This window comes from Pseudomonas sp. OIL-1 (assembly GCF_010669185.1).
Taxonomy (GTDB): domain Bacteria; phylum Pseudomonadota; class Gammaproteobacteria; order Pseudomonadales; family Pseudomonadaceae; genus Halopseudomonas; species Halopseudomonas profundi.
This window is the reverse complement of record NZ_CP048629.1, coordinates 3,692,548-3,707,494: the sequence shown is the minus strand read 5'-3', so window position 1 is coordinate 3,707,494 and position 14,947 is coordinate 3,692,548. Positions and strand designations below refer to the sequence as shown.

At 51.1% G+C, this 14,947-nt stretch carries 13 protein-coding genes; all 13 read left to right on the top strand.

What is annotated here, in order from left to right; translation table 11 throughout:
• Window positions 1–1,258 precede the first annotated feature (1,258 nt).
• The 13 genes from G3M63_RS17080 to galU all read left to right on the top strand — a co-directional run bounded on the left by G3M63_RS17080 (window position 1,259) and on the right by galU (window position 14,943).
• Window positions 1,259–2,710 (top strand): sugar transporter, encoded by a 1,452-nt coding sequence (locus tag G3M63_RS17080; protein WP_163983885.1) that lies wholly within the window; start codon window positions 1,259–1,261, stop codon window positions 2,708–2,710.
• 388 nt (window positions 2,711–3,098) lie between these two features.
• Window positions 3,099–4,412, top strand: coding sequence for an O-antigen ligase family protein (locus G3M63_RS17075; RefSeq protein ID WP_163983884.1), 1,314 nt, complete (start codon window positions 3,099–3,101; stop codon window positions 4,410–4,412).
• Window positions 4,413–4,750: 338 nt separating this feature from the next.
• A complete protein-coding gene (locus G3M63_RS17070; RefSeq protein WP_163983883.1) occupies window positions 4,751–5,965 on the top strand; it encodes a glycosyltransferase in 1,215 nt (404 codons plus the stop codon).
• Window positions 5,958–6,998, top strand: a complete 1,041-nt coding sequence (locus G3M63_RS17065) for a polysaccharide biosynthesis protein (protein ID WP_256669861.1) — start codon at window positions 5,958–5,960, stop codon at window positions 6,996–6,998. The genes G3M63_RS17070 and G3M63_RS17065 overlap by 8 nt, the downstream gene beginning before the upstream one ends.
• Window positions 6,999–7,001: 3 nt before the next feature.
• Complete coding sequence (locus tag G3M63_RS17060; protein ID WP_163983881.1) at window positions 7,002–8,120, top strand: capsular polysaccharide biosynthesis protein CapF; 1,119 nt, start codon at window positions 7,002–7,004, stop codon at window positions 8,118–8,120.
• Window positions 8,121–8,138: 18 nt separating this feature from the next.
• Window positions 8,139–9,269, top strand: coding sequence for a non-hydrolyzing UDP-N-acetylglucosamine 2-epimerase (gene wecB / locus G3M63_RS17055; RefSeq protein WP_163983880.1), 1,131 nt, complete (start codon window positions 8,139–8,141; stop codon window positions 9,267–9,269).
• Between the two features lie 9 nt (window positions 9,270–9,278).
• Window positions 9,279–10,436: a glycosyltransferase gene (locus G3M63_RS17050; protein ID WP_163983879.1), complete on the top strand. Its 1,158-nt coding sequence runs from the start codon at window positions 9,279–9,281 to the stop codon at window positions 10,434–10,436.
• Between the two features lie 7 nt (window positions 10,437–10,443).
• Window positions 10,444–11,040, top strand: coding sequence for a sugar transferase (locus G3M63_RS17045; protein ID WP_306110149.1), 597 nt, complete (start codon window positions 10,444–10,446; stop codon window positions 11,038–11,040).
• Entirely contained in the window at window positions 11,037–11,654 is a 618-nt protein-coding gene (locus tag G3M63_RS17040) for an acetyltransferase (protein ID WP_163983877.1), read from the top strand. The genes G3M63_RS17045 and G3M63_RS17040 overlap by 4 nt, the downstream gene beginning before the upstream one ends.
• Window positions 11,655–11,722: 68 nt before the next feature.
• On the top strand, window positions 11,723–12,907 hold the full coding sequence (locus tag G3M63_RS17035) for a DegT/DnrJ/EryC1/StrS aminotransferase family protein (RefSeq protein WP_163983876.1): 1,185 nt from the start codon (window positions 11,723–11,725) through the stop codon (window positions 12,905–12,907).
• A 53-nt stretch (window positions 12,908–12,960) separates the two neighbouring features.
• Window positions 12,961–13,380 carry a nucleotidyltransferase substrate binding protein gene (locus G3M63_RS17030; protein ID WP_163983875.1) on the top strand — a complete coding sequence of 140 codons (420 nt, stop codon included), beginning with the start codon at window positions 12,961–12,963 and terminating at the stop codon, window positions 13,378–13,380.
• Window positions 13,377–13,709 carry a nucleotidyltransferase domain-containing protein gene (locus tag G3M63_RS17025; RefSeq protein ID WP_163983874.1) on the top strand — a complete coding sequence of 111 codons (333 nt, stop codon included), beginning with the start codon at window positions 13,377–13,379 and terminating at the stop codon, window positions 13,707–13,709. The genes G3M63_RS17030 and G3M63_RS17025 overlap by 4 nt, the downstream gene beginning before the upstream one ends.
• A gap of 355 nt (window positions 13,710–14,064) precedes the next feature.
• On the top strand, window positions 14,065–14,943 hold the full coding sequence (gene galU, locus G3M63_RS17020) for a UTP--glucose-1-phosphate uridylyltransferase GalU (protein ID WP_218573626.1): 879 nt from the start codon (window positions 14,065–14,067) through the stop codon (window positions 14,941–14,943).
• The last annotated feature ends 4 nt before the right edge of the window (window positions 14,944–14,947 follow it).

The window sequence follows — 14,947 nt, the reverse complement described above, 5'->3', positions numbered from 1 at the left end:
GCTCAGAACTTGCCGGCGGGTTGGCTGCATCGAGCTGGTGCTCGACGTTCCCAGGGGGGCTCTGATTCGGTGGTGCAACGGTATCGTGAGCTAGTGCGGGCGCGCTCTTTATCTCCAGGAAGAGAGCGACGTTGGTAATCTCTCTCCACAGAAGCGTGGGTTTTCTGGGTTGGTGAGCGCCTCGGGCCGCGTTCGGACTCGCCGACAGGCTCTTCTAAACTATAAACCCTCCTGTAGTGCAGGTGCGCTGCTGGTGGCAGCCGTTCTCTAATTTCCATTTCCCTCGCGTCACATGTGATCCGTCTGGCGAACGAAGCTATCGCTGGACGGTGCGCAGACCATCGTCACATTCTCCTAGCGAGGAGCCGCTTCGAAAATCGCGGCTTAGTCGATTCGCTGTCATCAACTCCTCTGGCCCCGACGTTTGATAACCTGCTGGCACGATCCTTGTGCCCCATGGAACTGCAAAGTACTATGCGCGTCAAATTGTTCATCGCGATTTGCCCGACTGGTTCGGCAAGGTAGCTGCGATATGGATCTACTAGCAGTCAAACGCATGGTTAAACCGGGGCAGGATGTTAGAAGAAATCACACCTGGGCAAAGCTTTACCATGCGCTATAGATCCGAGTGGACCGCAATTTTGACGAGAATCACGGCAGAAGTCCGTGTCATCGTCTCGTGACGGCCGGGATGCCTATCCGATGGGTGAAGCATCCGCCGAGACCACGCTGTTCCTTGGCTGCCCTGTTGTTCATCTTCGCAGTATCGTTAGATCAGCCGACTAGTAACTGACACCCGGGGTAGGGACCGACTATTATTCTCTACCCCTTGGCCGCGCCGTGGTTGGAGCGGTCGGCTTACACAATTTAATAATCTGTTCTCAAGAAACCGACAGCAAATCTTGGGGCGGTAGCGTGTTTAGCGCTACGAAAAATTATTCAAGGTGGACGCGGCAAGAGTAAACACAAACGGTTAGGTAGCTGAACACGGCGGCGATATTGTTTGACCGAGCTGCCACGGCTTCTCTCTTTTCGGACTGATCGGCGTTGAGCTTGCCGGCTACTGCTTCTCACTAAAAATACGTGTCTGGCGAGGGGCTACGCTCTCGCAGTAGCTGTGCTTCTCCCCGCGCCAAGCGGTTGACAATCGCCTTCTCTGGGAGCAACCCAGGGTGGTCTCATTTATTGCTGGAGCCAAGTTTGCTATCTGCTAAAGATTTAAAATACAACATTTCGCGCTTGCTGGGACTCACGTAAGATGAATTCATCAACGTTTTTTGGGAAGTTATTATTATATGTTCCGGTAAAGCTGGTTCCTGCGTTTCTGGGTATTTATTTTATTTTTCTGCTGTATTCGTTATTCCCTGAAGGTGGGTATGTAAATTACTCTGTTGGTGTAGTGTCTGCCTTGATCGCTGCGCAGCTGAGCAGCGCCTGGATAGGGAATTCTTATATTTATTACGCCGCTGGGGCAAAGAGTCAGCCGGATTTATTCTATAGTTGCCTGTGGACACTGATTGCTATAGCCCCGATAGCGGCTTCGATTGCTGGCTTGGTATCTATCTTCTTCGTGGAGAGAGAAGCTTTTATTAGTGTCTCGATTCTGTGTTTTAGCCAGATTTTATTCTTTTTTCTTTCGGCGGTGTTCCAGGCAGGGTTTCTTGTCAAACATCAATTGGTCGCTGTGGTCATTCAGGCGACGGGCCAAGTAGTTGTAATGCTTGTTTTATTCGAATACGTAGCGGTTAGCTACAAGTTGGCTCTTGCTTCATTATCGGTAGGGTATTTCGGTGCGGTATTGTTCCTTCTCTTTGTCAAGATAAAAGAATATGGTCCAAGAGAATTCATGGTCCGTAAGGATGTATACATAACTAATTTACGCACCATTTACCGATATGGGGCTGCATTGTCGCCCTGGATGCTCGGGATGCTGGTTATGGCCGCGGCTGACCGATTCGCAATAGGCTACTACAATCTCGAAGGCGGCGATGAGTATCTTTCGCTTAAAGACCTGTTTGTAGGGGGGGCGGGGCTCCTGAGTATGCCGCTCCTGATGATGGTCCACTCGCTGTTGATTAATCGCTTCAGGGAAGGCCATTTCGCCATGGACATTGTCCAAGCCTCGGTGTCTTTTTTGGTTATTTCATTTACTGCTTTCTGGGTTTTCTTGCACTTTTTGGGTCTGGAGATTTTCGCTCTGATCACCGAAAAACCGGTGGGCATAACACGCGGAACGGTATTTCTTGCCTTTGTTGCAATCTTTCTCGCCTCTGTTTCTGTTTATATACAAAAGCGACTTGAGGTTCATCGTAAGATAGGGCGCCTCGCCTTGCTTTCCTTAGGGTGTGCAGTGGTTTCTATCGCGTTTGCGTTCGCCGCAGGAGCAATGGGGGGGGTTTTCGGGGTTGCTGTTGCAGCTGTGTTGGCGCAATTTTTGTATTTAGCTGCGTTAATAACCAGTCTTAAAAAAATAAGCTTATTGTCGTTTTACAAACCAGTTTTATGGGCGTTCCTTTTATTAGGGAGTGGTGAGGTGTTGAGCTACTTCCTGGCAGATTTCAGAAATGCTCTCGGATATTGGCAGGCAAGTTTGATATGGTTTGCAGTTTTTTCTTCATTAATCTTGTTGGCGCTCTGGAAGGGCGTCAGTTGGAACGCATTCACGCAGGGGCCTCACCCTGCGGGGATGGTAAAGAGAAGTCGCGTTTGACTCGCTTTTGAAGTCCGGAGGGTTCGTTGTTACTGGTATTGACTGTTTCGATAAAGCTGTGGTTGAGGGTAATAGTGAAGGCTTTCTTGGGTGATTGCAGATCAATATCGGTAGCTGGGCTTGTGACTTTTCTTCGTTAACTCGCACCGCGTCGACAGATGGTCGTATTAGTAATCGGTGCCGGAGCATAGCGCCAAAAGTTCTCCCAAATATGCGAGTGGTGGGCTAGTGAGCCGCTTTAATATGAGGTACTCTAGCGGTCGGATCGCAGCCCCCTCTCGAGGTGTGATTGCCTTGCGGTGTTGTGTGTGTTCGGCGCTCAAGAGAGACTATGGTGTTCTGCCTATGGGCCTGCATTGCCACGATTGTATATCTAAGAAGGGTTAGAATGTCCGTTACCGCTAAGTTGCACTCCATAAGCACTGATAGCGGAATTCTCGTTCCTGCTATTGCCGCTGCGATGTCTCTTCCTATAGTGATGTTTTCATTAATGGGATACGATATTAACCCTGTGTTCTTGCTTGCTCCGCTTATAGGTGTTGCATTCCTGAAGGACTCAGGGCCCGCTGGTATTGCGTATTTGATTTCGATGGTGTTTGGTCTTGTTTCAATATTCGTGGCCAACAAAATGTCGCCTGATGGGGAGCTAGTTAAGCACATTTTTTCGATGATGTTGATCATGTTTGCGCCCTCGTTCCTTTTCCTAGGCAAGCGCGTAGCGAAGAATAATGAAATAAGAAAAGTTTTCTACTGGTTTTCGTTATTCTCTTCGTTGTTTTTGATTGCCGTCGCTTTTCGTATATTTTACTTAGACCAAGATGTCCGTATCTATATTGGGCCTTTGGGTCTCGCTGCAATGAACGCAGAATTTATCGGCTTGCCAGTCTTTGCAACGTTTGGTGTTCTGAGTCTTGCCCATCTGGTGTGCTTGCAAGCAATGATCATCTGCGGAACGCTTATTAGTGGTAAAATTAGCCAAGCCATGTCTATGGCGATGTGGGTGGCTCTGTTTTGTGCTTCGTTCTTGATAATTGGAAGTGACTCGCGCAGCGCGCAGGTTATGCTTATCTGGATTCTTGGATCGATAGTTCTTTACGCTCTCCGTAACAGCGAGGCGCGTCGCAATGCCGCCGTCGCCATCCTCGCAGTCGTAATGGCGGTTGTTGTAGCTTATGCAAGAGGCATGGACGAAAGTCGGATGCTGTCTTCTATCGAAGCTATTAATGAGCCGTCGGTACTGCGAGGTGACGCTTTGATAGACAGGACGTGGGAGGAAAAGGCTGATCAGTTTGCGACCGGTCGCGTTGAGCTGGCGATTGAAGGTGTGAAAGAAGCCATGGCGAGCCCATTCATTGGTAACGGTTTCTCCGGCTATGGTCGTTATACCTCCAAGGGCATGTCCCTAGGGTTGATTGCAAACACCTCCACTCACATCTATTACCTGACGTTATGGTGGAAGGGCGGCTTGATATTTTTTATTCCATTTGTGGCAATGATCCTGATAAATCTGAAGTTGGCCATAACTGGCACTAAGATGACTGAGAAATCACCTGAAAAATTCTTCGCATGGGCGGCTGTTCTGATGGCTTTCGGCCCAATGGCAATGGCTTGGGATATCTTGATAGTGCCGAGCGCCGGCGCGGTTGCGTTCTTCCTTTTCGGATTGCTGGGCGGGCTGAAAGATCGCGCGGCGGCTGCTTAATATCGGTGAGGCGCTTGAGTGTCTGGTCAGCCGAGAATCAGAGAGAGCTCGAACTGATTGGCTTGACCAGTGTGGGCCGGTAATTCCGTACGGTACTTGACGCTCGTATGGCTATGCTCTGGGCGGATGGGGATTGCTTGCTCGCGCTGGTCATGGGGTCCGGTGTACCTTGGCCTGCCATTCGGTTCTAAGCGACACGGTCGGGTCGCCTGGCAAGGCGCTTGTTGTACGATCCTGGTATTGCTTGGTCTATGCTTGTCCTTCTAGCGTATACTTTTGCCCAAATTCTGTTTGCTCGTCTGCGTTTAGGTCGTGACTGTGATGAAAGTTGAGAGATTATGAAAGTCTTGTTGGTAGGGTTCTGTGTTAACGCTGAGTATTTTGAGAAGTACACTGCCGACGATGCACTTCCGCAGGTTGCGGCTTTCAAGTTGGAGTCTCGTTTCTTACGAGCGTTACGCTTAGGCGGGGCGGCGGTACGGTCCATCTCCACCGTGGCTGTATCGACCTATCCCCGTAATCCGCACGTGCTGTTGCCTAGTCATGCTTTGGTATCTTCTGAGGGAAATATAGGGCAAATCATTCCTCTCATCAACCTACCGGTTTTAAAACTGGCGTCGCGTTTCATCGGAACCTTATGCGCTCTAATCTTACAGACAAGAGCAGAGAATTCGATCGTGTGCCTCTATTCGGCGCACACCCCTAACTTGCTTGCTGCTTATCTACACTCAGTTCTCACCTCCAGCCCTTTTTTTGTGTATGTTCCCGACCTCCCAGTCTACATGGACATGGGTGTAAAGCGATCGTTTGCTCTGAAGTGGATGAAAAAAATTGATGTCAAGATAATCGATTTTCTGTTGGCGAAGGCGGCCGGAATTATAGTCGCTAGCGAACACATGGCCAGAGATAGTGTTGCCTGGAAACATGTCCCCTTCTTAGTGATTGAGGGTATCTCTGATGACACTGCTGCAGCGCAAGATGATTATCCTAATACGCTACCTGACTGTTCGGGAAAAAAAATCATATTTTATGCGGGCAGTGTTAATAAAGCTTATGGAATCGTAGAGCTGGTAGAGGGTTTTAAAAAATCCGGCTCATCTTATGAGCTCTGGTTATGTGGTCGCGGTGATTTGGAGGAATATCTCGAAATGGAGTCAACAAGTTGCTCAACGATTCGGTATTTGGGGTTTCTGCCTCCAAGGCATGCCCATGCCATTCAGCGACGTGCAGCCCTCCTAGCGTTGACTCGTGATCCGGCGGAGAAATACACTCGATATTCCTTTCCATCCAAGATTCTTGAGTATCTGTCGAGCGGTGTGCCAGTCATGTCTACCAAGTTAGATGGAATACCGTCGGAGTACTACCAGTATCTGAATGTTGTAGAAGAATTTTCTGTCGATGGTATAGCTCGAACCATAGAAAGTTTGGATCGCGCTGACTGCGATACACTATTTAACAAAGCTAGCGGTGCCCGTGAATGGCTTTTGAATGAAAAGACCAGCGGTGCAGTTGGCCAAAGAATCGTCAGTTTTATGGAGACTCATTGTGACTAAGTTTGAAGGTAAAACGCTCTTGATTACGGGTGGCACGGGCTCTTTTGGCAACGCTGTGCTGAAAAGGTTTCTTCAGTCGGAATTGGCCGAGATTCGGATTTTTAGCCGTGACGAGAAGAAGCAAGATGACATGCGCAAGATGTATGGCGACCCGAAGTTGAAATTTTATATTGGTGATGTGCGGGATTACCAGAGTGTCTTGAATGCTAGCCGAGGTGTTGATTACATTTTTCATGCAGCCGCGCTGAAGCAGGTGCCTTCGTGCGAATTCCATCCTATGGAGGCTGTGAAGACCAACGTGCTGGGTACAGAAAATGTGCTCGAAGCCGCCATTCAGAATCAGGTAAAGCGCGTCGTATGTCTGAGTACGGACAAAGCCGTATACCCGATCAACGCCATGGGCATCTCCAAGGCGATGATGGAAAAAGTTATGGTAGCCAAGTCACGACATGCTAATGAAGATCAGACTGTCATCTGCGGCACGCGCTATGGCAACGTGATGGCCTCCCGTGGCTCTGTGATTCCGCTGTTTATAGAACAGATTCGGGCAGGCAAAGCACTTACGCTAACCGATCCGAATATGACGCGCTTCATGATGACGCTTTCTGACGCGGTTGATCTGGTCTTGCATGCATTTGAGCACGGCAATAATGGCGACATTTTCGTACAGAAAGCGCCTGCAGCTACAGTTGATACCCTGGCTCGAGCCTTGACTGGCCTTTTGAATAAGCCGGAGCATCCAATTGAGGTGATGGGTACACGCCATGGAGAGAAGCTGTACGAAGCCCTGCTGAGCCGTGAAGAGATGGCATGTGCCGAGGATATGGGCCAGTACTATCGGATTCCGCCGGACCTGCGTGATCTGAATTATGCGAAGTTCGTAGAGCAGGGTGAGGAAAAGATCTCCCGCAGCGAGGACTACAATTCTCATAACACAGAGCGGTTGGATGTTGACGGGATGCGTAATTTGTTGCTCAAGCTTGAATTTATGCAGGCAATCCAGCGTGGCGAGTACGCAGTTGCGGAGGAGTGATTGATGAAAGTGCTTGTCACTGGAGCCAATGGCTTCGTCGGCCGAAATCTGCTCGCCCATCTCGCTGAACGTAATGATGTCGAGATACGGGTGTTTACTAGGGATGATGCAGCTGAAAGCCTCCCTGCATTGGTAGCGGATGTGGACTTCATCTTCCACCTGGCCGGGGTCAACCGTCCGCAGGACCCGAATGAATTCGTTAGCGGCAACGCTGATCTTACCAAGTCGCTCTGCGATGCGGTTGCTGCCAGCGGACGTGCGATTCCCATAATTTATACTTCGTCGATTCAAGCCGAACGCGATAACCCTTACGGTGCCAGCAAGAAGGCAGCAGAGCAGGCTTTGTTAGAGCTGGGTTCCGCCCATGGAGCGCCTGTACACGTCTTCCGCTTGCCCAACGTATTCGGAAAATGGGCTCGGCCTGATTACAACTCGGCAGTGGCTACGTTTTGCCACAATATCGTGCGTGGGTTACCGATACAGATCAGTGATCCCCACGCTCCTATCAGCCTGGTCTACATAGATGACGTGATTGAATGCTTCGTCGCGCTCATGGATGGCAAGCTCGAAGGCCAGTCCTTCATGGACGTTGCGCCGCAATACAGCATTACGGTCGGAGAATTGGCGACACAGCTTGAGCGCTTCCGTGACAGCCGCCAAACCCTGACGACAGATGCGGTCGGCACCGGTTTAACCAGAGCCCTTTATTCGACCTACCTGAGCTACCTGCCACCAGAGAGCTTTACCTATACGGTTCCTAAGCATGGTGACGAGCGCGGTGTGTTTGTCGAAATGCTCAAGACGAAGGACTCGGGTCAATTCTCTTTTTTCACTGCACATCCCGGCATTACCCGTGGCGGGCATTATCACCACTCCAAAACAGAAAAATTCTTGGTGATCAAAGGCGACGCTTGTTTCCGCTTCCGGCATATCGTTACCGGCGAGTTTCACGAGCTTTTCACGTCGGGTGATGAGCCGGTCATTGTCGAAACCGTGCCTGGCTGGACCCATGACATCACCAATGTGGGAAATGACGAGATGGTAGTGATGCTATGGGCAAACGAGATCTTCGACCGAGAGCGGCCGGACACCTACGCTAGACCCGTTGGCACTGAAGCCTAAGTGCTACAAGGAATTGAAATGAAAAAGCTTAAAGTAGTAACGGTAGTGGGCACCCGCCCCGAGATTATTCGTCTATCCCGGGTTATGTCTAAGCTGGATGAGCATTGTGATCACGTGCTGGTTCATACCGGACAAAATTATGACTACGAATTGAATGAGATCTTTTTCCAGGATCTCGGGATTCGAAAGCCTGATCATTTCCTAAATGCGGCTGGGGCTAGCGGGGCGGAGACGATTGGCAACGTGATCATCGCCGTTGACCGCGTGCTGGCCGAGGTGCAGCCGGAAGCGCTACTGGTACTGGGCGATACCAACAGTTGCATGGCTGTCATTCCTGCCAAACGCCGCAAGATCCCGACATTCCATATGGAAGCAGGCAATCGCTGCTTCGATATGCGGGTGCCTGAGGAAATCAATCGCCGGATTGTTGATCACACAGCTGATATCAATCTGACGTATAGCACGATCGCGCGGGATTACCTGTTGCGGGAAGGGTTGTCGCCGGACATGGTAATCAAGACGGGAAGCCCGATGTTTGAGGTTCTCAATTACTACCGGCCCGGCATTGAAGAATCTGATGTTCTCAGCCGCCTAAAGCTCGAAGAGCACAAGTTCTTTGTCGTCAGCGCGCACCGAGAAGAAAATATCGACTCGGAGAAAAACTTCCAGAATTTGATTGAAGTCCTGAACACTGTTGCTGAGCGCTTCGACTACCCGGTCATCGTCTCGACCCATCCACGCACCCAGAAGCGGGTGGATGCGCTGGGTGTTAAGTTTCACCAGAACGTTCGTCTCCTTAAGCCGCTTGGGTTCAAGGATTACAACAAACTTCAGCTCACTGCCAAGGCTGTGTTGTCCGATAGCGGGACGATCAATGAAGAATCCTCCATACTTAATTTCCCTGCGTTGAATATCCGGGATGCGCATGAGCGTCCTGAGGGCATGGAAGAAGCGGCTGCTATGATGGTCGGACTGAATCCAGTCCGAGTGATGCAAGCGCTTGAAATTCTAGAGAGCCAACGTCGGGGTGCGGATCGAACTCTGCGCCAGGTTGGGGATTACAGCATGCCCAACGTCGCAGAGAAGGTAGTTCGCATCATTCACAGCTACCGCGATTACGTCATGCGTACGGTGTGGAAACAGTACTGAGGACCATGTGTGAGCCGAAAGAAAACCGACCTTGCGATTGTTAATCGCAGTTTTTGGCCTGATAGTCAGGTGATTGGGGAGGGACTACTTCAATTTGCGGAGAAGGTGGCGCTTGCCCACTCGGTTTGCGTGATTACCCAAGCTGATGGTGATTTAGCACGTGTTCTTGCTGACGCAGGCAGAGGGGAAGAGGTGCAGATACGAGCCTGTAAATCTTACACAACCTCTGGGAGCGGGCTGGTGAAACGTATGGCGGAGTCGCTCTTTTTTATGGTCTGGACTTTTTTCAGCCTAATTCGTGCAAAACCCGCCAATGTTTATGTAGCCACTAATCCTCCTGTGGTCGTGCCGTTCATTGTAGCAATTTATTGCCGGATTTTTCGCGCGAGTTACGTGTACCACTTGCAGGATATCCACCCCGAAGCCGCAAATATCGTGGTTCCGTTGAATCAGTTGGTAATTGGTCTGTTGAAGAGCATGGATAACTTTACGGTAAGGCATGCTAAGGCGATCATAACGCTATCCGAGGATATGCGAGATTATATTCTCGCTCGCTCTGGAACTAAGCGACCCGTGTATCTTTTAGATAATCCATCTTTTGAAATAGTCTCCACCCAAGCAGGAGAGCGAAAGAAAGATATTGTATTTTGCGGAAATGCTGGCAGGTTGCAGCGTATTCCTCTGATTATCGAGGCTATTCGCGAATATCTGGATAAAGGCGGCAAGCTTGGGTTTACTTTTGCTGGGGGAGGGGTGTATTTGCCCCATATCGAAGCCTTAGCGGGTGCCTATGAGCAGGTGTGCTACATGGGAGTTATTCCGGCGGCCGACGCAGCAGAGTTGGTGGGTCAGCATCGATGGGCGTTGCTGCCTATAGATGATGAAGTAACCCGCTACGCTTTCCCTAGTAAATCGTCCGGTTACGCTTTGTCCGGTGCGGGTGTGCTGGCCGTGTGTGGTGAGGAAACGAGTGTTGCGCGCTGGGTGAGGAATCTTAAGCTAGGCGTCGTTTGTGACCCAGAGCATGATGCGTTGGTAGCATGCTTTTCGTCGTTGGAGCGAGATAGTAGGGATGTGGCAGTGAGCGATACTGTACTACGACGGTTAAAAATTCCCTATTTTGCACAACAACTTCGAGATATCGTCTTTTCTGATCACGCCAAATAGGTCGCTAATTTTGAAAAGAATGATTGATTTTATGGCGGCTGCGTTTGCCCTTTTATTGTTGGCTCCTGTTATCGCGATTGTGGGATGGCAGGTGAAACGGCAGCTTGGCTCTCCTCTATTGTTTCGTCAGGTTCGTCCAGGACTGGGCGGTAAGCCTTTCGAGATGATTAAATTCCGCACCATGAAAAATGCCGTTGACTCAGAGGGCTGTCCATTACCAGATTCGGAACGACTGACCACGTTCGGACAATTTCTGCGCTCATCCAGTCTCGACGAGCTACCTGGATTATGGAATGTGCTCAAAGGCGACATGAGTCTTGTTGGCCCACGTCCATTGTTAATAGAATATTTGCCATTGTATTCTGCTGAGCAAGCTCGCAGGCATGAGGTGCGACCTGGCATCACCGGTTGGGCTCAGGTAAATGGTCGGAACGCGCTAGGCTGGGAAGAAAGATTCAAGCTGGACGTCTGGTATGTTGACAACCAGTCACTTTGGCTGGATATGAAGATTCTCTTTCTTACGGTCAGGAAAGTATTAGTGCGCGACGGTATTAATGCTGAAGGTGAGGCGACCATGTCCAAGTTTACGGGTAATGATTCGTGAGGCGGCTGGCGATCCTGGGTGCTAGTGGCCATGGAAAGGTTGTGGCTGATTGCGCAGAGATGTGCGGTTGGCAGGCGGTCGAGTTTTTTGATGATGCGTGGCCTAACAAGCAAAGCAATAGCCGCTGGTCGATCCTTGGTAATACTGCTGTATTGTTAGAGCGTATCAAAGAGTTCGACGGAGTACTGGTTGCCGTTGGTAATAACTCGGTCAGGGCTGACAAGTTACGTGAATTGTCCAGAGCTGGCGCTATCCTTCCGGTGTTGCTCCATCCTTCGGCCGTTGTGAGCCGTTACACCACCGTGGGCGCGGGTTCGGTTGTGCTCGCCGGTGCGGTGATAAATGTAGACTGTTCGATTGGCATAGGTGCGATCATCAACACCAGTGCGACTGTCGATCATGATTGTTTTTTGGGAGAGGCCGTGCATGTCAGTCCGGGGGTACATCTCGCTGGAGGAGTGACGGTCGGTGATCAGAGCTGGCTTGGTATTGGCAGCTCTGTGCGGCAGCTTGTGCAGATAGGCGTTGGCGTTACGGTTGGAGCGGGTGCTGCAGTTGTGGCGAATATTCCGGATGCCTGTACTGTTGCTGGTGTGCCGGCGCGGCTGTTGTAGCGCCTTTATGCGTTAACAGATTAATCAAGGCCGGAACATCCGGCCTTTTTATATTCAAAGGTCCTTTCATGCTTAACATCCCCTTTTCTCCTTGGCCGTCCTTTACCGAGGAGGAAGCCAATGCTGCACGTGATGTTTTACTCTCCAATAAAGTCAATTACTGGACTGGCCAGGAAGGTCGTGAATTCGAAAAGGAATTTGCTGCTTGGGCCGATTCTGGCTATGCCATTGCTTTGACCAACGGTACGGTCGCGCTGGATCTTGCTTTAAAAGCGCTAGAGATTGGCCCAGGTGATGAAGTTATTGTCACTTCTCGTACCTTCCTCGCATCGGCTTCCAGCATTGTGACGGCTGGCGCGGTGCCGGTGTTCGCAGATGTGGATGCCGACTCGCAGAACATCACAGCAGAAACGGTACGTGCGGTACTGACTGAGCGCACCAAGGCGGTCATCTGTGTGCATCTGGCTGGTTGGCCATGTGATATGGATTCGATTACGGCATTGGCACAGGAGCGCAGGCTATATGTAATCGAGGATTGCGCGCAGGCGCATGGCGCGCGCTATAAAGGGCGTTCGGTTGGGTCAATTGGTCATATCAGTGCTTGGTCTTTCTGTCAGGATAAAATCATGACCACTGGAGGGGAGGGTGGCATGGTCACAACCAATGACCGTGAGCTGTGGAAACGCATGTGGGCGTACAAAGATCACGGAAAGTCCTGGGATGCTGTGTATGAGCGTGAGCATCCGCCGGGTTTTCGCTGGCTGCATGAGAGTTTTGGTACTAACTGGCGTATGACTGAGATGCAAGCCGTCATTGGGCGCATTCAGCTCAAGCGTATGCCTGAATGGACTGCAGCTCGTACGCATAATGCCGAGCGTATTTGGAAGACCTGTCGGAGTTTTGATGTGGTACGGGTGCCTGCGTTTGATAAGGCCAACGGCAATGTGCATGCTCATTACAAGTGTTATGTGCAGGTGCGTCTTGAGAATTTGGGTCCAGGATGGGATCGGGATCGTATCGTTAATGAAGTAGCGAGCCGAGGTGTGCCTTGTTTCCAGGGATCCTGTTCAGAGGTGTATCTGGAGAAGGCGTTTGATAACACCGGCTGGCGGCCTGCTGAGCGATTGCCAATTGCGCGGGAGTTGGGTGATACGAGTTTGATGTTTCTGGTTCATCCGACGTTGACTGAGGCGGAGATGGATAAGACTTGTTCTGTGATTAGTGAGGTGCTGGCGGAGGCGGGGCGGGATTGATTGCCTAGACGGAGATTGGTGCTATACCCAGCTTGCAAATCCAGGAGAAAGCAATGAGCGGTCAGGGCATCCGATGGGTGCAGCGTTTGGCTAACTTCAAGCGGGCGCGCTTTAGGTTGGCGAGCGCTGTCGAATTGGCGCGCACGTATGATCTCAGCGCTCTTGAAAAGCTGGGGCTGATTAAGTCGTTTGAGTTTGTGTTTGAGTTGGCCTGGAATGTGATGAAAGATTACTTTCTATATCAAGGCAATCCAGCCGTTACAGGGTCTCGCGACGCCATCCGCCAAGGATTCAAGTATGGATTGATTGCGGACGGCGTAGGGTGGATGGAAATGATCAAAAGCCGCAACCAGTCTGCTCATACTTATAACGAATCGGTTGCGAACGAAATAACCGACAAGATCGTCAATAGTTACCATCCTTTATTTGCCCAGTTTGAAGGCGACATGCAGGCTCGGGCCGAGGAGGTATGAGCTTGGCTCAGTATGGGCTGCCTGCAGAGGCGATTGAGCACCTCTGCGGAGTGTTCAGGCGATGGCCAAAGATTGATGCGGTGTTGCTTTATGGGTCTCGTGCTAAAGGTAATTATCGCTCTGGTTCAGATATTGATCTCGTGATAAAGGGGAAGAGTCTGACGTTTTCCGATCTTCTTGCGATTGAGAACGAGATCGATGATTTGCTTCTTCCCTGGTCGGTGGATCTTTCTTTGATGGAGGACATCGATACCCCTTCGTTGGTTGAGCATATTGAGCGGGTTGGGGTGTTGTTTTATGAGCGCGGGGATGGGGGGTTGGCTGGTTAGGGTTGGGGGCAGAGGGTCCCAGTCTCGGGGCGGCCTGCGGCCGCCGTCGTGCTGGGGGGGACACTCCTACCTTGTGATGTGTGAGGTATGAAGCTTTGGGGCGTCCTGCGGACGCCATCGCGGCGAGTGGCCCCTCCTACGATATAGCTTTTGCGTTGTTCCTTAGCAGCGGGACTGGCGGTGGTCGTGTTGGCTGGCGTTTGCTTCGTTATGATTTGGTTTCTGTGGGAACTTAAGACCTAAAAAACGTTCCACACAACAGGCAGGTTGGCGTTCCTTTCATGGCTGGCTTGCGCCCCGCAGGCTTATGGCATGCATGGACTACTGACATCGATTTTCAATACATGGAGTTTCCGTGAAGGTTACTAAAGCCGTTCTCCCCGTCGCAGGTCTTGGTACTCGTTTTCTACCCGCAAGCAAAGCTATTCCCAAAGAAATGGTCACCGTCGTAGACAAGCCGGTGATTCAGTATGTGGTTGAGGAAGCGCTCGCCGCTGGTATCAACGAAATCGTGCTGGTGACACATTCCAGCAAGCGCGCGATTGAAGACCATTTCGACAAGAACTATGAGCTCGAAGCTGAGCTCGAACGCCGCGGCAAGCATGAACTGCTCGAGGTGCTGAAGGAAACCGCGCCCGCTGGATTGAAAGTCTCGGTCGTGCGTCAGGGTTCAGCCCTGGGTCTGGGCCATGCAATCAATTGTGCCCGTGCAATCATTGGCGATGCGCCCTTTGCCGTCATGCTGCCCGATGTGCTGGTTCAGCAGGCAGGCACGCGGACTGACCTTGGCGTCATGGCTGAGCACTTCCATGAAACCGGCAATGCTCAGATCATGGTTGAGCCGGTCCCCTATGACCAGGTCAGCTCTTATGGCGTGGTGGATATCAGCGGCGTCGAGCTCGAAGCCGGTGACGGCGCGCCGATGCATCGTGTGGTGGAGAAGCCACCGCGTGATGAAGCACCATCCAACCTGTCTATTGTCGGCCGTTACATCCTGCCCGCACGTATTTTCGATCTGCTGGACAATACGCCTCCAGGCGCTGGTGGCGAGATTCAGTTGACCGATGCCATCGCTACGCTGATGGAAGAGCAGGGCGTAGATGCTTTCCGCATCCGTGGTCGCTCCTTCGACTGCGGCAGCAAACTCGGCTACCTCGAAGCCACTCTGGCTTATGGCCTCAAACACCCCAAACTCGGTAGCGACTTCCGGGACCTGTTAAAGCAGTACCAGTGAGGAT